This window comes from Streptomyces subrutilus (assembly GCF_008704535.1).
Classification (GTDB): Bacteria; Actinomycetota; Actinomycetes; order Streptomycetales; family Streptomycetaceae; genus Streptomyces; species Streptomyces subrutilus.
Window position 1 is genome coordinate 5,176,767 of the sequence record NZ_CP023701.1, and the last position, 18,799, is coordinate 5,195,565.

The 18,799-nt window shown below is 72.0% G+C and carries 19 protein-coding genes, 1 tRNA gene and 1 pseudogene; 13 read left to right on the forward strand and 8 right to left on the reverse strand.

Translation table 11 applies throughout. The features are described 5' to 3' along the window. Positions 1–54: 54 nt before the first annotated feature. From CP968_RS22890 to CP968_RS22905, 4 genes are all read left to right on the forward strand, one after another. Entirely contained in the window at positions 55–630 is a 576-nt protein-coding gene (locus tag CP968_RS22890; RefSeq protein WP_008739115.1) for a TerD family protein, read from the forward strand. Between the two features lie 249 nt (positions 631–879). Further along, complete coding sequence (locus CP968_RS22895; RefSeq protein WP_150519781.1) at positions 880–1,455, forward strand: TerD family protein; 576 nt, start codon at positions 880–882, stop codon at positions 1,453–1,455. 25 nt (positions 1,456–1,480) lie between these two features. Then, positions 1,481–2,596: a DUF475 domain-containing protein gene (locus CP968_RS22900; RefSeq protein ID WP_150519782.1), complete on the forward strand. Its 1,116-nt coding sequence runs from the start codon at positions 1,481–1,483 to the stop codon at positions 2,594–2,596. A gap of 129 nt (positions 2,597–2,725) precedes the next feature. Next, positions 2,726–3,466 (forward strand): TerD family protein, encoded by a 741-nt coding sequence (locus tag CP968_RS22905; RefSeq protein WP_150519783.1) that lies wholly within the window; start codon positions 2,726–2,728, stop codon positions 3,464–3,466. Between the two features lie 38 nt (positions 3,467–3,504). Here CP968_RS22905 and CP968_RS22910 read toward each other — a convergent pair whose 3' ends face one another. Further along, positions 3,505–4,248, reverse strand: coding sequence for a TerD family protein (locus CP968_RS22910; protein ID WP_150519784.1), 744 nt, complete (start codon positions 4,246–4,248; stop codon positions 3,505–3,507). 194 nt (positions 4,249–4,442) lie between these two features. Between CP968_RS22910 and CP968_RS22915 the strand changes: the two genes are divergently transcribed. Genes CP968_RS22915 through CP968_RS22930 form a run of 4 tightly spaced genes read left to right on the forward strand, consistent with a single transcriptional unit; the run spans position 4,443 to position 9,623 of the window. Then, the gene (locus tag CP968_RS22915; RefSeq protein WP_150519785.1) at positions 4,443–5,630 is read left to right on the forward strand and encodes an HpcH/HpaI aldolase/citrate lyase family protein; all 1,188 of its coding nucleotides are present in this window, start codon (positions 4,443–4,445) and stop codon (positions 5,628–5,630) included. 8 nt (positions 5,631–5,638) lie between these two features. Beyond that, a complete protein-coding gene (locus CP968_RS22920) occupies positions 5,639–8,140 on the forward strand; it encodes a phosphoribosyltransferase (protein ID WP_229886536.1) in 2,502 nt (833 codons plus the stop codon). After that, positions 8,137–8,967: an HAD family hydrolase gene (locus CP968_RS22925; RefSeq protein WP_150519787.1), complete on the forward strand. Its 831-nt coding sequence runs from the start codon at positions 8,137–8,139 to the stop codon at positions 8,965–8,967. The genes CP968_RS22920 and CP968_RS22925 overlap by 4 nt, the downstream gene beginning before the upstream one ends. Beyond that, the gene (locus tag CP968_RS22930; protein WP_150519788.1) at positions 8,964–9,623 is read left to right on the forward strand and encodes an O-methyltransferase; all 660 of its coding nucleotides are present in this window, start codon (positions 8,964–8,966) and stop codon (positions 9,621–9,623) included. The genes CP968_RS22925 and CP968_RS22930 overlap by 4 nt, the downstream gene beginning before the upstream one ends. Before the next feature lie 112 nt (positions 9,624–9,735). On the opposite strand, the gene CP968_RS22935 is transcribed toward CP968_RS22930, so the two are convergent. From CP968_RS22935 to CP968_RS22945, 3 genes are all read right to left on the reverse strand, one after another. Then, positions 9,736–9,963: an FmdB family zinc ribbon protein gene (locus CP968_RS22935; RefSeq protein ID WP_150519789.1), complete on the reverse strand. Its 228-nt coding sequence runs from the start codon at positions 9,961–9,963 to the stop codon at positions 9,736–9,738. A gap of 195 nt (positions 9,964–10,158) precedes the next feature. After that, entirely contained in the window at positions 10,159–10,875 is a 717-nt protein-coding gene (locus tag CP968_RS22940; protein ID WP_150519790.1) for a DUF4383 domain-containing protein, read from the reverse strand. Between the two features lie 101 nt (positions 10,876–10,976). Beyond that, positions 10,977–12,305, reverse strand: a complete 1,329-nt coding sequence (locus tag CP968_RS22945; protein ID WP_150519791.1) for a coiled-coil domain-containing protein — start codon at positions 12,303–12,305, stop codon at positions 10,977–10,979. Between the two features lie 21 nt (positions 12,306–12,326). On the opposite strand from CP968_RS22945, the gene CP968_RS22950 reads away from it, so the two are divergent. Further along, a tRNA-Val gene (locus CP968_RS22950) sits at positions 12,327–12,401 on the forward strand. Positions 12,402–12,952: 551 nt separating this feature from the next. Beyond that, positions 12,953–13,195, forward strand: coding sequence for a helix-turn-helix domain-containing protein (locus tag CP968_RS22955; protein WP_150519792.1), 243 nt, complete (start codon positions 12,953–12,955; stop codon positions 13,193–13,195). An 836-nt stretch (positions 13,196–14,031) separates the two neighbouring features. On the opposite strand, the gene CP968_RS22960 is transcribed toward CP968_RS22955, so the two are convergent. Then, positions 14,032–14,268: a hypothetical protein gene (locus tag CP968_RS22960; protein ID WP_150519793.1), complete on the reverse strand. Its 237-nt coding sequence runs from the start codon at positions 14,266–14,268 to the stop codon at positions 14,032–14,034. 108 nt (positions 14,269–14,376) lie between these two features. After that, positions 14,377–15,561 carry a helix-turn-helix domain-containing protein gene (locus CP968_RS22965; protein ID WP_150519794.1) on the reverse strand — a complete coding sequence of 395 codons (1,185 nt, stop codon included), beginning with the start codon at positions 15,559–15,561 and terminating at the stop codon, positions 14,377–14,379. 565 nt (positions 15,562–16,126) lie between these two features. Between CP968_RS22965 and CP968_RS34995 the strand changes: the two are divergent. Further along, positions 16,127–16,246 (forward strand): annotated as a pseudogene (locus tag CP968_RS34995) (NUDIX hydrolase); the annotation flags it as partial. Between the two features lie 687 nt (positions 16,247–16,933). On the opposite strand, the gene CP968_RS35725 reads toward CP968_RS34995, so the two are convergent. Further along, positions 16,934–17,008, reverse strand: a complete 75-nt coding sequence (locus CP968_RS35725) for a 50S ribosomal protein bL37 (RefSeq protein WP_100661309.1) — start codon at positions 17,006–17,008, stop codon at positions 16,934–16,936. A gap of 123 nt (positions 17,009–17,131) precedes the next feature. On the opposite strand from CP968_RS35725, the gene CP968_RS22980 reads away from it, so the two are divergent. Then, positions 17,132–17,800 carry a TRADD-N-associated membrane domain-containing protein gene (locus CP968_RS22980; protein WP_167536837.1) on the forward strand — a complete coding sequence of 223 codons (669 nt, stop codon included), beginning with the start codon at positions 17,132–17,134 and terminating at the stop codon, positions 17,798–17,800. Between the two features lie 15 nt (positions 17,801–17,815). Then, positions 17,816–18,040: a DUF2277 domain-containing protein gene (locus tag CP968_RS22985; RefSeq protein WP_150519795.1), complete on the forward strand. Its 225-nt coding sequence runs from the start codon at positions 17,816–17,818 to the stop codon at positions 18,038–18,040. A gap of 75 nt (positions 18,041–18,115) precedes the next feature. Here the strand turns inward: CP968_RS22985 and CP968_RS22990 are convergent, their stop codons facing one another. Further along, the gene (locus CP968_RS22990; RefSeq protein WP_229886534.1) at positions 18,116–18,652 is read right to left on the reverse strand and encodes a hypothetical protein; all 537 of its coding nucleotides are present in this window, start codon (positions 18,650–18,652) and stop codon (positions 18,116–18,118) included. Between the last annotated feature and the right edge of the window lie 147 nt (positions 18,653–18,799).

Sequence of the window (18,799 nt, forward strand, 5' to 3'; positions counted from 1 at the left end):
GGTAGCAAACGCACGACGGGGGCACCGCCCCACACAGAACCCAATGGAGGACCCGTGGGAGTCAGCCTCAGCAAGGGCGGCAACGTCTCGCTGACCAAGGCCGCGCCTAACCTGACGGCGGTCATCGTCGGTCTGGGCTGGGACGCTCGCACCACCACCGGTGTCGACTTCGACCTCGACGCCAGCGCGATCCTGACCAACGACCAGGGCAAGGTCGCCAGCGACGCGAACTTCGTCTTCTTCAACAACCTGAAGAGCCCCGACGGTTCCGTCGAGCACACCGGTGACAACACCACCGGCGAGGGCGAGGGCGACGACGAGGCCATCAAGGTCAACCTCGCGGGCGTCCCGGCCGACGTCGCCAAGATCGTCTTCCCGGTCTCGATCTACGAGGCCGAGAGCCGCCAGCAGAGCTTCGGCCAGGTCCGCAACGCGTACATCCGCGTGGTGAACCAGGCCGACAACACCGAGCTCGCCCGCTACGACCTCTCCGAGGACGCCTCGACCGAGACCGCCATGGTCTTCGGCGAGCTCTACCGCAACGGTGCGGAGTGGAAGTTCCGCGCCATCGGCCAGGGGTACGCCTCGGGCCTGCGCGGCATCGCGCAGGACTTCGGCGTCAACGTCTGAGCCCCGCAGCAGTTCACCCGTCCGGCGCCGTGCACTGTGTGTACGGCGCCGGACCGGCTTTGCCGGCACGACCGGCACCGCCGGCACGACCGGCACCGCCGGCACGACCGGCACCGCCGGCACGACCGGCACCGCCGGCACGACCGGCACCGCCGGCACGATCAGCACGACCCGCACCGCCAGCACGACCGACACCGCCACGGCACACCCGCCGCACCGCCACACCCGTCGTCCGGGGAGGACCACAACATGGGCGTCACACTCGCCAAGGGGGGCAATGTCTCCCTCTCCAAGGCCGCACCGAACCTCACCCGCGTTCTGGTCGGTCTCGGTTGGGACGCGCGCTCGACCACGGGAGCGGACTTCGACCTCGACGCCAGTGCGCTGCTGTGCAACAGCGGCCGGGTGCTGGGCGACGAGTACTTCGTCTTCTACAACAACCTGAAGAGCCCCGACGGATCCGTCGAACACACGGGGGACAACCTCACCGGGGAGGGCGACGGCGACGACGAGTCGATCATCATCGACCTCTCCAAGGTGCCCGCCCAGGTGGACAAGATCGTCTTCCCGGTCTCCATCCACGAGGCGGAGGCCCGCCGGCAGAGCTTCGGCCAGGTCAGCAATGCCTTCATCCGGGTGGTCAACCAGGCCGACGGCCAGGAGCTCGCCCGCTACGACCTCTCCGAGGACGCCTCCAACGAGACCGCGATGATCTTCGGCGAGGTCTACCGCTACGGGGGCGAATGGAAGTTCAGGGCGGTGGGGCAGGGGTACGCGTCGGGCCTGCGGGGCATCGCTCTAGACTTCGGGGTCAACGTTTCGTAAAGCCGTACAAGACGATGAGGTGCCAGTGGTTCTCAAAACCTTCGGCTGGTCGTTCGCAATCACTGCGCTCGGTCTGGTCGCAGCGGTGTTCTACGGGGGGTGGCAGGCGTTCGGGGTCGTTGCGATCCTGTCGGTCCTGGAGATCTCGCTGTCTTTCGACAACGCGGTGGTCAACGCCGGAATCCTGAAGAAGATGAGTGCCTTCTGGCAGAAGATCTTCCTCACCATCGGTGTCCTGATCGCCGTGTTCGGCATGCGCCTGGTCTTCCCCGTCGTGATCGTCGCGATCAGTGCCAAGATCGGGCCGATCGAGGCCGTCGACCTGGCGGTCTCCGACAAGGAGATGTACCAGCAGCTCGTCACGGACGCCCATCCGTCCATCGCGGCCTTCGGCGGCATGTTCCTTCTGATGATCTTCCTCGACTTCATCTTCGAGGACCGTGACATCAAGTGGCTGGCCTGGCTGGAGCGTCCCCTCGCCAAGCTCGGCAAGGTCGACATGCTGTCGGCCTGCATCGCGCTCATCGTCCTGGTCATCACCTCGATGACCTTCGCCGCCAACGCCCACCAGCACGGCGGCATGCACGTCGACAAGGGCCAGACCGTCCTGATCTCGGGTGTCCTCGGCCTGATCACCTACATGGTGGTCGGCGGCCTCTCCGGCTACTTCGAGAACAAGTTGGAGGAGGAAGAGGAAGCCGAGCAGGAGGCCGAGGAGGAGGCCAAGAAGACCGGCAAGCCCGTCTCGGCCGCCGTCATGGCCGGCAAGGCCGCCTTCTTCATGTTCCTCTACCTCGAAGTCCTCGACGCCTCCTTCTCCTTCGACGGGGTCATCGGCGCCTTCGCCATCACCAACGACATCGTGCTGATGGCCCTCGGCCTCGGCATCGGTGCCATGTACGTCCGTTCGCTCACGGTCTACCTGGTCCGCCAGGGCACCCTGGACGACTACGTCTACCTGGAGCACGGCGCCCACTACGCCATCGGCGCCCTCGCCGTGATCCTCCTCGTCACCATCCAGTACGAGATCAACGAGGTCATCACGGGCCTCGTCGGCGTGGTGCTGATCGGCTGGTCCTTCTGGTCCTCCGTGCGCCGAAACAAGCGCCTGGAACTGGAGGGTTCCACCGCGGAGGCATGACCCCGGCGGTAATGCGGAACGCTCTTGTGCGGGGCGGCCCGGCGGGTCCACGGATCCTCCGGGCCGCCCCGCTCGCGTGCGCGTCCGGCGTGCGCGTCAGGGGACCAGGGAGAAACAGGGGGGTAGGGGATGGGCTTCTTCGACGGCATCCTGGGCAGCCGTGCCCAGCAGTTCCAGTCGGGCAGCGCCTCGTCGAACGCGATCGAGCTGACCAGGCGGCAACCGACGGTGTCGCTCACCAAACAGGGGGCGGTCCACGGCAATCTGCGCGTCAACCTGTCCTGGCGCATGCGCACCTCGGACTTCGGGGGCCGCTCCGGCCAGAGCGGGCAGCTCTTCCGCCACCCGTTCAAGCTGTTCAAACCGGACATGGTGCAGGCGCACACCCAGGGCATGGTCAACGTCGACCTCGACATGGGCTGCCTGTACGAGCTCACGGACGGCACCCGGGGCGCCGTACAGCCGCTGGGCAACCTGCTCGGCGACATCAACGACCCGCCGTTCGTCAAGCTCAGCGGCGACGACCGGTTCGGTTCGGCGTCGGGGGAGACCCTCTACGTCAACCTCGACCACGCCGACGAGATCAAGCGGCTGCTGGTCTTCGTCTACATCTACGACCAGACCCCGGCCTTCGACCGGACGCACGCCATGGTGACCCTCTACCCGGTCACCGGGCCGCGGATCGAGATACCGCTGGACGAGCGGCACCCGCAGGCCCGCTCCTGCGCGGTCGTCTCCATGGAGAAGGTCAAGGGCGAGCTCGTGGTGCGGCGCGAGGTGAAGTTCGTGTACGGGTTCCAGGCCGAGCTGGACCGGCTCTACGGCTGGGGGCTCCAGTGGGGCCGGGGCTACAAGAGCACCAAGGCCTGACCGCGGCCGGCGGCCGGGCGCCGCCTCGCCGGCGCGACCTAGCGCCGGACGAACTGCGGGCCCTGCACCGGGAGCCGGAAGGACGGGTCGGCGCCCGGGCCCGGCACCGGTGACACGGGCTGGGGGTACCCGTAGGCGGGCGGAACGGCGGGCGGGGCCTGCGTGGGCGGCACCATGGCGGCCGTCTGCTCGGAGGTGGGTCCCGCGGAGGGGCTGCCCGCGGCGCCCTCGGCTGCGTTCTCGTCGACGGAGATGCCGTGGTCGGTCGCCAGGCCCACCAGCCCGTCCGAGTAGCCCTCGCCGAGGGCCCGGAACTTCCACCCGTCGCCCCGGCGGTACAGCTCGCCGCAGATCAGCGCCGTCTCGGAGCCGGTCTCGGGCCGCACGTCGAAGTGGGCCAGCGGTTCGGATCCGCCGGACGCGGTGGCGTCGTAGAGCAGGATGCGCAGGTCGTGGACCCGCTCGAAGGGGACGTCCTCGGCCGAGGCGACCACGAGGATCCGGTCCACCGCCGGGGGCACCGTCCGCAGGTCGGCCTGGACGGCGTCGGTGACCGCGTCGCCGATCTGCTTCTTGCCCAGGCGCCACACGGCTCCCGAGGGGTGCCGCGGCTGGTTGTAGAAGACGAAGTCCTCGTCCGAGCGCACCCGGCCGTCCGGGCCCACGAGCAGCGCGGAGGCGTCCACGTCCGGCACCTCGGGGCCGCCGGTCCAGCGCAGCACGGCCCGCACCGCCAGGGCGGTGACCGGGATGTTGGAGCCCTTCTGCATCGCGTGCGTCATGCCCGTCATCCTGCCCTCCCGGGGTGGACCGGGACAATGCGGCCCCCCGCCGGGCCTTGTTTCGAACGCGAGAGCTGGGCATGGTGCAAGAGGGTTACCTGAACTTCATGTGCTTGAGGAACTCTTGACTCCTGTTCGTACGTACTATTACCGGCCACGCCAAATGGGCCGCCGAGGCAGTACGGGGGAAGCACATGCGTCACTTTGGACACATATCGTCCACCGCCCGTAAGGACCTCTTCCACCAGGAACCGGTCGAGTTCACCGGCGCCTCCTCGGCCCGCATCCTCGCCGCGGCCCTGGGGGCCACGCTCTACAGCCCGGCCACCCGGCCCCACCTCGCCGCCGACATCCGCAAGCAGGCGGGCCGCGGGGTCGTCTCCATGGTCCTCTGCCTGGAGGATTCCATCAGCGACGCAGACGTGGCCGGAGCCGAGGACAACCTCGTCCGGCAGTTCACCGAGCTCGACGCCGACGCCGATGCCGACGACGCCGACGACACGGAGCTCCCGCTCCTGTTCGTCCGCGTCCGCACGGCCGAGCAGATACCCGACCTCGTGCGCCGCCTGGGCCGCGCCTCCCGGCGACTGGCCGGATTCGTACTACCCAAATTCGACGAGCACCGCGGCGCGGCCTTCCTCGACGCCGTGGCCGCCGCCGAGGCCCTGAGCGCCGGACCCCGCCTGTATGCCATGCCCGTCCTGGAGACCCCCGAGCTCCTGCACCTCGAAACCCGCGTCGAAGCCCTCGCCGGCATCTCCCGGACCGTCAACGCCCACCGCGACCGGGTGCTGGCCCTGCGCCTGGGCGTCACCGACTTCTGCTCGGCCTACGGCCTGCGGCGCACCCCCGACATGACCGCCTACGACGTCCAGATCGTGGCCGGGGTGATCGCGGACGTCGTCAACGTCCTCAGCCGCGCCGACGGCACCGGATTCACGGTCACCGGCCCGGTCTGGGAGTACTTCCGCAGCCAGCAGCGCCTCTTCAAGCCCCAGCTGCGCCGCAGCCCCTTCCTGGAGGAGGGCGTCGAAGAGCTGCGCACCGCCCTGATCGAGCACGACCTCGACGGACTGCTGCGCGAGATCGAGCTCGACCGGGCCAACGGCCTGCTCGGCAAGACCTGCATCCACCCCGCCCACGTCACGCCCGTGCACGCACTGTCCGTGGTCTCGCACGAGGAGTTCAGCGACGCCCAGGACATCCTGCGGCCCGAGAGCGGCGGCGGCGGAGTGATGCGTTCCGTCTACACGAACAAGATGAACGAGGTGAAGCCCCACCGGGCCTGGGCGGAGCGCACCATGCTGCGCGCCGAGGTCTTCGGTGTGGCCAGGGAGGAGGTCGGCTTCGTCGACCTGCTCACTGCCGGTCTCCACGTATGAGCGGGCCCGTGCCCGAGCCGAACCAGAGAAAAGGCGAGACGATCGAAGCTGTGTGGTCGGGAACGTGGGTCGCGCGGCGGCTCGGCATCACCCTGGACGACGAGGGGCCGGACACCGGGCGGCCGCGACTGGAGGAACTGCTGGGCCTGGCCCTGCGGCGCAATCCCAAGCGGGCGCACCTGCTGGTCTCGCAGGTGCTCGGCAAGCACGTCCCGCAGTCCCCGGCGACCGTCTACGCCGCCGGACACGGGCTCGGCGAGCGGGTCCGCGCCCTCCTCGGCGACGAGGACGCCGCCCGCGCGGTGGTCCTCGGCTACGCCGAGACCGCCACCGGACTCGGCCACAGCGTCGCCGACGGCCTGGGCCCCGCCCCCTACCTGCACTCCACCCGCCGGCCCGTGCCCGGAGTGCGGCCCGCGGGCGGCTTCGAAGAGGCCCACTCGCACGCCACCTCGCACCTGCTGCTCCCCGAAGACCCCGCGCTGCTGGCCGGCAGCGGCCCGCTGGTCCTGGTCGACGACGAGTTCTCCACCGGCAACACGGTCCTGAACACCATCCGCGACCTGCACGCCCGCCACCCCCGCCGGCACTACGTGGTCGTCGCCCTCGTCGACATGCGCTCCCCGGCCGACCGCGACCGCCTCACCGGCTTCGCCGCCGAGCTCGGGGCCCGCGTCGACCTCGTCGCCCTGGCCTCCGGCACCGCGACCCTCCCCGAAGGGGTCCTGGCCAAGGGCCGCGCCCTGGTCGAGGAGTACGACACCGCGACCGCGACGCCGCCCGCGACCCCGACCGCGACGCCGCCCGCGGCACAGGACGCGGGCGTTCCCGGCGCCCCCTCCGGGACCTGGGAGCAGGTCGCCCTGGACTGGCCCGCCGGGCTCCCGGACGGCGGCCGGCACGGCTTCACCGCCGCCCACCGCGCCCGTCTCGAAGCCGCCCTGCCCGCCCTCGCCCGCCGGCTCACGGCCGCCCTCGGCACGGCACCCGGGCGCGTCCTCGTCCTCGGCAACGAAGAGCTGATGTACGCCCCGCTGCGCCTCGCCATGGCCCTGGAGGAGACCGGGGCCGCCCGCGAGGTCCGCTTCTCGACCACCACCCGCTCACCTGTCCTCGCCGTGGACGACCCCGGCTACGCCATCCGCACCCGGCTCGTCTTCCCCGCCCACGACGACCCCGTCGACGGCCCCGGCGACCGCTACGCCTACAACGTCGCCGGCGCCGGCTTCGACGCCGTCGTCGCCGTCGTCGACTCCGCCGGGGACACCCCCGCCCTGCGCACCGGGCTCCTGGCGGCCCTCGCCCCGCACACCGGCCGGGTCCTGCTGGCCGTCGTACCGTCCTACGCACCCGACCGGCGGGAGCCGACCATGCCCGAGCCCCTGCGCGGCCCCGCCTTCTCCTCGTACGCCCCCGAGGACGTCGGCTGGCTGCTCCAAGACCTCTCCGACGTCGAGCTGGAGGCCCCGACCGAGGAGCGCGAGGAGGCCATCCAGGCGGGCGGCGCCCACTACGCCGAGTCCCTGCCCGTCGAGTACCAGCCGACCCCGCAGTACCAGGAGCTCTACCGGAGCGCCCTGACCGCCTCCGCCGCCCGCGTGGCCCGGGCCGTCGGCACCGTCACCGAGACCGTCCTCGCCGAACGCTCCCCCTCCCCGGTCCTGGTCTCCCTGGCCCGCGCCGGCACCCCCGTCGGCGTGCTCATGCGCCGCTGGGCCCGGCTGCGGCACGGCCTGGACCTCCCGCACTACGCCGTCTCCATCGTCCGCGGCCGCGGCATCGACGCCAACGCGCTGCGCTGGCTGGCCGCCCACCACGACCCCGCCGACGTCGTCTTCGTCGACGGCTGGACCGGCAAGGGCGCCATCAGCCGCGAGCTGCGCGACGCCCTCGCCGCGTTCGACGGGTTCAACCCCGAGATCGTCGTCCTCGCCGACCCCGGCTCCTGCGTCGAGACGTACGGCACCCGCGAGGACTTCCTGATCCCCTCCGCCTGTCTCAATTCCACCGTCTCCGGGCTCGTCTCGCGTACGGTGCTCAGGTCCGACCTGGTCGGCCCCGCCGACTTCCACGGCGCGAAGTTCTACCGCGAGCTCGCCGGAGCCGACGTCTCCGTCGACTTCGTCGACACCGTCGCCGCCCGTTTCGACGAGGTGGCCGACGCCGTCGACGCCGAGGTCAAGGAACTCCTCGCGGCCGACCGGACCCCGACCTGGGAAGGCTGGGCGGCGGTCGAGCGGATCAGCGAGGAGTACGGCATCCACGACGTGAACCTGGTCAAGCCCGGCGTCGGCGAGACCACCCGCGTGCTCTTGCGCCGCGTGCCGTGGAAGATCCTCGCCCGGCGCGGCGCCGGAGCCGACCTGGAACACGTCCGGCTCCTCGCCGAACAGCGCGCGGTACCCGTCGAAGAGGTCGACGGGCTGCCCTACACCTGCGTCGGACTCATCCACCCCCGATTCACGCGCGGCGCCACCGGCGCCGACGGGAAGGCTGTGGCCTCGAAGTGACCGTCCTGATCGCCAGCGACCTCGACCGCACGCTCATCTACTCGGCGGCCGCCCTCGGCCTGACCATGCCCGACCCGGTGGCCCCCCGCCTGCTGTGCGTCGAGGTCCACGAGAGCCGACCGCTGTCCTACATGACGGAGACGGCGGCCGGACTCCTGACGGAACTGACCGCCGACCCCTCGGTGGTCTTCGTCCCGACGACCACGCGGACCCGCAAGCAGTACCAGCGCATCCGCTTCCCCGGCCTCCCGATCCGCTACGCCATCTGCGCCAACGGCGGCCAGATCCTCGTCGACGGGGTCCCCGACCGCGACTGGCGGCGGCAGGTCGCCGCCCGCCTCGCCGAGGAGTGCGCCCCGCTCGAAGAGGTCCACGCCCACCTGCTGGCGACGGCCGACCCGGCCTGGCTGCGCAAGGCGCGCGTGGCCGAGGACCTCTTCGCGTACCTCGTCGTCGAACGCGCCCTGGTCCCCGCCGAGTGGCTCAAGGCCCTGGTGGAGTGGTCGGGCGCACGCGGCTGGACCGTCTCGCTCCAGGGCCGCAAGATCTACGCCGTACCGCGCCCGCTCACCAAGAGCGCCGCCATGCGCGAGATCGCCCGCCGCACCGGGGCCGCCACCACCCTCGCCGCCGGCGACTCCCTCCTCGACGCCGACCTGCTGCTCGCCGCCGACCTGGGGTGGCGGCCCGGCCACGGAGAACTCGCCGACGCCGCCTGGGAGGCCCCGTCCGTGACGGCCCTGCACACCGCCGGAGTGCTCGCGGGCGAGGAAATCGTCCGGTCGTTCACCCGCGAGGCCGCCCGGCTGGGCAGACTGGACGCATGACCAAGGGCAACAGCACCAAGATCACCGATGAGCTCTACCAGTACGTGCTCGCCCACAACCCCCCGCTGGACGCGGTCCAGCGGGGGCTCGTGGCGACGACGTACGAGAAGTTCCCGGACGTGGCCGGCATGCAGTCGGCCGAGGAACAGGGCCCTCTGCTGGCCTTCCTCGTCCGGCTGACCGGCGCCCGCCACATCGTGGAGGTCGGCACCTTCACCGGCTTCTCCTCGCTCTCCATGGCCCAGGCCCTGCCCCCGGACGGCCGCCTCATCGCCTGCGACGTCTCGGAGGAGTGGACGGCGTACGGCCGCGAGGCCTGGGAGGCCGCGGGCGTCGCCGACCGCGTCGAACTGCGCATCGGACCGGCCCTGGACACCCTGCGCGCCATGCCGACCGACGAGCACGTCGACCTCGCGTACGTGGACGCGGACAAGGAGGGCCAGATCGCCTACTGGGAAGAGCTCGTACCGCGCCTGCGCCCGGGCGGTCTGATCGTCACGGACAACACGCTCTACCACGGCGCCGTCCTGGACGAAGCGGCCACCGGCTCGGCGGCGGGCGTCCGCGCCTTCAACGACCACGTCGCGGCGGACCCGCGCATGGATTCGGTCCTGCTGGCGATCTCGGACGGCCTGACCCTCTCGCGCAAGCGCTAGCACTGGCGGCAGCGGCGGTGCGGCCGCCGGCGCGGGATCGCGGCGGCGGCCGCGCTTCCGCGCCGGCGGTTGCCGTCAGCGGGAGGGGGAGCGGAGCGGGAGGCGGAGACGGTCAGCCGCAGCCGCCGCCCCCGCAGCAGCCACCGCCCCCGCCCCCGCCGCCGCCCATCGCCGGTGCGGGGGCGCCGGCGGAGCTGCCGCCCACGGCGACGGCCGAGAGCAGCTTGACGGTGTCGGAGTGCCCCGCGGGGCAGTCGGCGGGCGCGGAGGACTCGGCCATGGGACGGCTGACCTCGAAGGTGTCTTCGCAGGTCCGGCAGCGGTATTCGTAACGAGGCATACGGGCAAGGCTAAGCCGCCGCACCCCGTACGGACATCCTCTCCCCGGAAACACACCGAGGAACGCGCGCGGGGTATCGCGGAGGACGGCGGAAGCGGGACTACGGGAGGGAGGACCGCGGGGGCCACGGGGACTACGGGAGCCACGGAGACCACCGGGACTCCGGGGGCCACGGAGGCCGCGGGGCCACGGGGCCTACGGATGGGTCCGCTCGGGTCGTGCCCGCTGTTCGCGCTCCGCCTGTTCGGGGTGGCGTGCACGCCAGTACGGGTTGTCGTGCGGCAGGGCGCTGCCCACGCGCCCGTACATCCCGAACCACATCAGCATCACGCCCACCACGAAGCTGAACAGCACGTTCGGGATCTTGAAGGCCAGCACGTTCAGCCCCGTGTCCAGCAGCGCGAGGTTCACGAACCCGCTCGCGATGAACAGCAGGCCCAGCACGACGTTCAGGGTGGAGGCGAAGGTTCCGCCGATCACCATCCCGGCGAAGAGCAACAGCCCGATGCAGATCGACAGGACGCTCAGCGCGCCGTTGGTGTTCAGCGCGAGCACCGTGTCGCCACCGATGTCGAAGAACCCGATCCGGTCGACGAGCCCCAGGATGCCGAAGACGATCAGCAGCAGCCCGGTGAGTCCGGCGCCGACCCGGTAGACCTGGTTGAGCTTGTGATCGGCCGGCAGGTGCTCGTCGAGCTGCGCGTTGACGGGGTGCAGCAGGCGCCGCAGCAGCCCGTGGGGCGCCTGCGGTGCCTGGGTCGCATAGGGCTCATGGGCCGTGTACGGCGCATAGGACTCATGGAGCTCGTGGCACCCGTAGAGCGCATGAGGTGCGTAGGACTCATGCGGTGCGGGGGTTGCCTCGTGCGCCGTGTGGGGCGCGCGAGGCCTGTGGGAAGTGCGGGCAGCCATGGCGCCCTCCTCGGCTCCGTCCCCCCGCCCCTCCAGCATCCGCCGCCGGACACCCCCCCGGCAACCCCGGACAGGTGCCGATCCGGTCCCGGGGCGCGGGTTCAGCCGTGGCCGCGCTCCGACCGGATGTCGTTGACCACCCGGTTCACGGCCCCCCGTACGTCCTCCATCTCCAGCAGGAACGCCCAGTAGTCCGGGTGCCGCTCCTCCAGCGCCGCCACCGCCCGCTCCACCCGCGCCACCGACGCGTCCAGCGGGCCCGCGTGCCGCGGATCGGGCACGCTCCGGCCCGCCATCGCCAGCCGCTGCGCGTCCCGGATCGCGAACCGCGTCCGGTCGACCTCGGCCTGGGGGTCACGGGCCACCGCCTCCAGCCGCGTGAGCCGGTCCTGCGCCGCCGACACCGCCTCGTCGGTCGCGTCCAGCGACCCGCGGACCTCCTCGATCAGCGCCCCGACGTCCGCCCACCGCTGCTCCTCGCGGGCCCGGCCGGCCTCGGCGAGCCGGTCCTCCGCCCGCGCCACGTCCCGTACCGCCTGGTCCGGCACGTGCTGGAGGTCCTGCCAGCACGCCGCGCTGAACCTGCGGCGCAGCTCGCTGAGGACCGGGTCGACCCGGTCGGCCCGGTTGCGCAGCGCCTGCGCCCGCGTCCGCAGGCTCACCAGCCGCCGGTCGATCTCCGCGGCCCGCTCCGGCAGCCGGGCCGCCTCCGCCCGCACCCCCTCCGCGTCCCGGAGGATCCGGTCCGCGCGCTGCACCGTGGCCTGCACCCCGTGGAGCGCGGCCCCCTGGTTCAACAGCGTCAGCTCAGGCCCCAGCGCCGCCAGCCGCGCCGCGAGGTCGTCCGCCCGCATCCCCCGGGCCCGTACCGCGTCCAGCGCGTCACTGGCCGCCAACAGCGCGGCCTTGGCCCGCTCCCGCGCCGGAGCCACCCGCGCCAACTGCGTCTCCGCCTTGTCCAGCAGCGGCCGCAGGCCCTGCTCGAACCGGTCCAGCTCGCCCTTGACGCGGACGAGCTCGTCCCGCGCCCGGGTCAGCTCCTCCCGGGCCCGCGCGGCGGCCGAGCCCTCCAGCTCGGGCCGGTCCAGGTCGTGCGCGTCGACCGCCTCGATGTACACGTGGCTGACCTGGTCGATCCGCTGCCCGAGCGCGGCGAACCCCTCGCCCGCCTGCCGCGCCGCCGGAGAACCGTCCGCCGCGGCGATGGTCTCGATCGAGATCCGCAGGTCCCGCTGCGCGGTGTCCAGCTCGTAGAAGGCCGCGGCGGCGGCATCCTTGGCCGCCTGGGCATCCGCCCGCCGACTCTCGTCCCGCCCACCGAACCAACGCCGGGATGCCGTCGTCACAATCCCTCTCCCGTACCGCGTCCGCCGTGCCCCGGTCCATTCTCCCCCACCGGAACGGGTTTGCGTGGGGGGTGTGCCCGGCATGTAGGCTGTCCACTCATTCACGGGTGCGTAGCTCAGGGGTAGAGCGCTGCTCTTACAAAGCAGATGTCGGCGGTTCGAAACCGTCCGCGCCCACCAGTAGGAACTAGCAGGTCAGGCAGTGTGAACGGCCCCCCAACCGGCAGCGGTTGGGGGGCCGTTCGCGTGCCCAGAGTCCACTAAGAGTCCACAACCCCACCGGAACGCCTGTGGTCATCACCCATTCGGGAGGTCACAACTGGCAGATCATCGGGTTAGAGTGCACGCACGAGCGGGGCCGGCGCTTCTCCCCATGCGCGCCAGATGTACGCCGCTCGGATTCTGGGAGTTCGGGTGGGGAAGACCCGTCTCTCAGGCAGAAGCCCCCCGGCGCGTATGTCGCCGGGGGGCTTCTCGTTGTACACGCTAAACCGCCCCGCCCCGGAATGGGGCGGGGCGGCGCGTCCTGACCGAAATCAGGACCAGGGCGACCGGTCCGGCGGATGTACGGACGCTCGGAGGGGTCGACCTGCTCACCCCTGATCGCGCGGGGCGCGGGGGGCGAGCTGTAAGGACGTCGCAAGCGGTGCGAATGCCCGCGAAACCCCAAGATCACACAATGTAGGATTTGGCCAACTGACAAACGATCATGGCTGCCCCAGCGTGGACAGGTGCCGCGCTCTGTACCGCCCTCTGACGACGTCCTCGCTCGTCGGCGACGCATCGCGGGCCGGATCAGGGCGGCACGGGAGCACCGCAACCTGACACAGGAGCGGGTGGCGAACGAGATGGGCATGGACCGGCCGTCCTACACCCTGCTCGAACAAGGCAAGGTCAGCCCGCGGCTGGACACGCTGCTACGAATCTCCGACGCGCTCGGTGTACCGCTGGCCGAGTTGGTGCGGGAGCCGTAGTCCTACCGGACGGATAACGTCGCGTGTGGCATGCACACACCGTACGGGCCAGGCGGGCCCGCGGGTAGCCCCGGCCGACCACGGCAGCAGCCGGCCGGGACTGGGGGTGTCAGCGCCCGCAGGCCTGGCAGCCGGACGAGGAGATCCTCGCGATGATGTTGCCGTTCTCGTCTACCTCATACACGTCGGCCCTCGATCCCCCGCAGCCGGGGGTCGGGCACGGAACTTTGTGGACTACCTGGGCCATCGGATGCCTCCAGAATGTTGACGGAGCACGGATGGAACGCCGGCGTCTCGACTCGCTGTAGCCCTGCGTCCGACGGCGAGTACGCGGCGGCGAGGTGCCCCGTGCATCCCGGCCGGTGGCAGGGTGTGAGCTGGTGGAGCAGGCGGCCTCCTCGGCGGAGGCGCATCCCGCAGTCGAAGCAGGGCATCGGGTGGTAGCCCTCTGCGTTCCAGATGTACGTGATTGCGTTGCCGTTGTGGCATTTGGGGCAGGTCCAGGCCATGCGGCCGAGCCTTTCCCACGAGCGGTGGTGCGGTGGTGCAGACCCGCCCCGGGTCACCCGTACGAGGGGCGGGGGTCTCAGGTGCCGATGACGACTGCGGCGACCGCGGCCAGCACGGCCACGATGATCAGCAGGTGTTTCGTCAGCTCTCTCACCGGCGGCGGCCCGGGATGGCGGACCGCGACTCGTTGGCGGGGTCACCGGGCCGATGCCGTCGGCAGCCACTCTCGTGGAGCACGGCTCCGCCCTCCGGGCCCCCGATCGGCAGCGGCGAGGCGCGGTAGTAGGGGCACCGCGACGGGTCGGGCTCATCGTCGAAGGGCCCCCTCACGCCGCGCCCCCGTCCGAGGGCGGGCAGGAGTAGACGTCGAAGTCGAGCGCGTACCCGCCGTCGTGGACCAGGGCGACGCCGCGGTGTACGCGGGCCGCGGGCAGCGGCTCCCCGCAGGCAACGCACGCCCGGCCGTGGAGCTGCTCCGTGGACAGGCGGCTGGTGGCCGGGACCGGAACGTCCTGGCAGCGGGTCGCGCCGGGGCTGGTCGGCGGTGCGTGTCTGCTGGTCATACGGCTGCTCCCTGCCGTCGTCCGCGGGCTGTGAGACGAGTGTGGGAGCACGGCAAGGCCCCAACTATCACCAGATGTTGATGGTCGGGGCCAAGGGTCAGCTGAGCGTTATGCGCCCAGCCAGTAGCCGTACGAGAGGAAGCTGTCCGGCAGTTGACGGCGGGCCGCCTCCAGGCCGGCGTACGTCTCCCGGACCGTCTGGTGATAGCGGGCCTGCTGCGGCGCTGCCTTCCGCGCGCGCAGCAGGTTCTGGAACGAGTCGTCCAGGTTGCCCGTCCACATCTGCGCCCGGGCGAGCTCCGCGAAGTGGTGGCTCCGGCGGGACTTCGGCCAGTCCGCAGGGATCGTCACCGCCCGGCCTTTCTGCGCAGCCTGCCCGTACTCGTCCAGCTCGGCCAGCACACTGACCCGGTGGACGGCCACGTTCGTCGGGCCGAACGCCAGCCAGTGCACGTCGACAGCCTCGCCGGTCTCGGCGGCGATCCGGTCCGCCTCGGCGAGGTGGTTCTCCGCCCGCCCGCCGTCCTTGGACCGGCCGGCCATCACCGCGGCGCCGAGGTGTAGCTGCCCGGTGACGACCTCCCGTTCGCGGGTCGGCTCCGCCTGCGCGAGCGTCCGCAGCCCGAGCTGGACGAGTCGCTCGCCGGTGCGGTACTCGCCGTCGCGGAGGTAGGTGAGGGCCCGCATGTACCGGTACATGCCCCCGAACACGGCGTCGCTGCCGCGCTCGGCCGCCCAGTCCATGCGGGCCAGGGCCAGCGCGGCAAGGTCGTAGTAGCCCAGCTTCGAGGCGACGTCGTACGAGGTCCGGTAGAGGCTGGCCAGGAGCAGCCAGCCGTCTCGTCCCGGCGCCGTGTGCGCCGACGTCGTGGCCTCCTGCACGAGCCCGGGCAGCTGACTCGCGACCTGCTTGATCTCCCCGGCGCGGACCGCGACGAGGAGGGCCTCCGCGTCGTCGGCGAGGAGCTGGTGCGCGCGGGGGGTGATGTCCGGGTCGGCGCCGAGGTCGTAGACGTCCAGGGCCTCGCGGATGGGGCGGATCAGTATGTCCAGCTCGTCCGCGCGGAGTTCGGTGGCGTACGGCTGGCCGGTGACCGTGGCGACGTCGACACGGAGGGCGCGGGCGACGGCGGCGATGAGGTGCGGGGAGGCGGCGATGGCTCCCTGCTCGGTCTTCGTGTAGGTGCTGTAGGGGACCTGGGCCAGGTCGGCTACGGCCCGCTGGGTGAGGTGGCGCTCCAGGCGGAGGCGCTTCATGCGCGGGCCTGCGTGGTCGTGCGGTAGAGAGTGCATACTGGCTCCCGTTCAGACTCGACACCTGAACGGTACCGCCACACGCAAAGGCCGCCCCCTCCCGACCGCGAAGGGCCGGAAGGGGGCAGCGCGTTCTTCACGCCGGGGCCGGGGTCACTACCCGCGCCCGGCCGCCGCGTCGTCGATCTCCTGCTGCAGCTTGTCCCGGCCCGCCTTGTTCGCCTCCGCCACGCCCTTCATGTACGCGGTCAGGTACTCGCTGTCCGACAACGGGGCGCAGGGCGGCGTGTCGGCGCGAACGAATCCTGCCCGGGCGAGGCCGCCATTCGGTCCGCGACGGCGGCCGTGCAGTCCGCGCTGACCTCCGCAGCGGACCGCGCAGGCGCGGACGTGGCCGGCGCCGACGAGGATGCGGGCGCCGGCGTCGGTGCCGGGCTGCTGCTGGAGCAGCCGGTCAGGGCGGCGGTCAGGATGAGGGCCGCAGTCAGGGTGCGGGCGGTGGTGCGCATGGTCCCCCTAGGGATCGGGTGGGCTGCATCATGCAGCGCGCGTCAGAGTTCTGGCGAGGCCCTCGGTATGGGCCGTACTCCAGTTCGGTCATGCGCCCGAAGAGGTGTCCGAGCGGATGTCCGAGGTCTACGCGATCCGACTCCTGGACGCCCTGGACGGGGATGGGCCTCACGTCCGGAGCCATGACGGGCGCCAGCTGCTCACGGTGCGGTGAGAGTTTCCCTACTTCATCAAGGCACCCGCCGCGCACAGCGCGGCGAGCGCGCCCGTCGCCCGGGCCTGCGCTCCTGTCTACGCCCCGCTCAAGCCCGACCGCCGGCCGCGCGCCAGACGGCACGGGTTCGATGGTGGGACAACCGCAGTACGGCTGAGCACCCGAGTTCACAACGCTGGCCCACACCCACTAAGCACCTGTGCCGAGCGAAACCATGACTCCGCCCAACACTGCCAGGCTCAGCCCCTGGCGCAGGCCCCAGCGGAGCGTGCGCCGAGCCGTCGGAGGCCGAGCAGCGGGATCCCAAGGCGACGTCACCACCCGCTCAAAGACATGCCTCCGGCGGGGGCGCACAGGCTCCGGGATGACCGGGGGCCGGCCGTGCGGGTGCGGGCCGGTTTGTGGTGGGGGTGGGGTGCTGTCATCCCGTCTGCCGTCGACCCAGGCAAGCCATAGCGGGCCAGGCTTCTGGGGCCCAGGCCGTTCGTCCAGCAGGGCGCTCCACGCCTTCGCGCGTCGGTTCATCTTCAACGCGGTCGTGGGCAGCGGACTTCGGCGGGCGAACGGATCGATGAGCCGTGCGCGTGCGGAAGCCCCCGATCGATCGTGTCCGGGGGCTTCGCGGGCGCACGGCCGCCGCGGGGTCGGGGGACCGGATCGCGGGGGCGTGCGGAGTGCTCGGGGCGGTCAGGCGTTGGGGCGCTTGCCGTGGTTGGCCTTCTTCTTCTTGCGGGCCCGTCGCTTGTTGCCTCGCTTGGCCATGGCGCACCTCTCCCTCGTTCGGGAACCTCCTGGCCCCGCCAGTCTAGGTTCGGGCCGCCGCACCCGCATCAGCGTCGCCGCCGGGCCCTTGGCCCGGTCGGGCCGGCGTGGGATCGTCGGGGGATGGGCGAGTGGCTCGCATGGGTCGGGGTGGGCGGAGCGGTGATCGGCGCCGTTCTGCTGGTGATGGTGCTGCAACGGGCCTCGCTGGCCGCCTTCGAGCGCAGACGCGCCCAGGAACGGGCCCGGCTCCTCGCCCGGCTCGCCGACGCCACCCCGGTCGCGGGCGCCGAGCCGCCGGTCGCCGGGCCCCGGCACCCCACCTTCGACGACGTCGGCGCCCACCCGCCCGGACCCGCCCAACTCGGCGACGGTCGCGACGACTTCACCCCGCTGCTCGTCGAGTACTACGCGTACGGACTGACCCAGGCCCGCACCAGCTTCGCCACCAGCCAGGGCTTCTCCGCGGCCGGCGCCGCCGTCCTCCTGTTCGGCGTCGGGCTCGCCGTGTGGAAGGCCGAGAGCGGCGGCGAGCTCTACCTCGGCATCGTCACCAGCTCCGTCGGCCTGGTCACCGCGCTCGTCGGACAGCTCTTCCACCGCCGGGCCGACCTCGCCCTGGCGTACATGGCCGACCAGACGAGCGCACTGCGCGACGACCGTCGGGCCGCCGAATCCACCCAGCAGGCCATCGGCCTCCTCGACGAGGTCGCCGACCCCGAACTGCGCGGCAGGCTCCAGGCCGCACTCATCCTCAAACTCTCCGGGGCCGGCGCCGAGCTGCCGCGGTAGCGCGATAGTGGAGGTATGTGCCGTTCCATTAAGACCCTGCGCCCGCCCGCCATCCCCGAGAAGGCCACCGAGGAGGAGATCCGCGCCGCAGCCCTCCAGTACGTACGCAAGGTGTCCGGCTTCCGGGCCCCCGCCGCACACAACCGCGAGGTGTTCGACGAGGCCGTCGAGGCGGTGGCCGAAGCCACCCGGGTCCTCCTCGACGGGGTGCACGTGAGGGGGCAGGCCGCCAGCGTCTGACCGTGACCGCCTGGCCGCGACCGCCTGACCCCTCTGGCCGGCCCGTACGAGGTCCGGGCGGATCCGCGGCGCAGGTCAGACGGAAGCCGGGCGCCGGCGGATCGTCCACACCCCGGCGCCCAGAGCGGCCGCGACCAGCGAGCCGCCCACCGCGACCTGCCCCGGGCTCATCGTGCCGATGCTGCCGCCCGTACCGCCCCGCGCGCCGCCCGGAGCGACGGTGAGGGACGCCGTGGCGCGCAGGCCGCCGGGGCCCCCGCACTCGAAGGTGACGAGGTGGCTGCCCTGCGTGGCGTTGCGGTAGACCGTGGCGCTGCCGACCAGGTTGGCGGCCTCCAGGTTGCCCGGGGTCAGCTGCATCTCCCCGAAGGCCGTCGAGGTGGCCCGGCCGGTCTTCGTGCCGCAGCCGGCGACATTGAGGCCGACCCGGCCGCCCGGCGCGACCGTACTCGGGGAGACGGACGCGGACGGGGCGGCGTGGGCCAGCGCGGCGGGCGTGGCGGCGGCGACGGCGAGCGCCGCGGCGGCCAGCGCCAGCAGGCGGGCCGGACGGGCGGCGGCCCACGCGGCATGCGGCCTGGCGGGGGGTCTGGTGCGGGGCTCGGCTGGCATGGAGAGAACTCCTCGGCTCCTCTACACGGCGCGGCCAGGGCACGGGTGTGACGCGGATTCGGTTGCGCACCGTGCTCCGGACGCTAGGAGCCCTGCTCCCGCGCGGCGATCGGGGCCGGGTGAACGGGTGAGCCACTGCTCCACCCG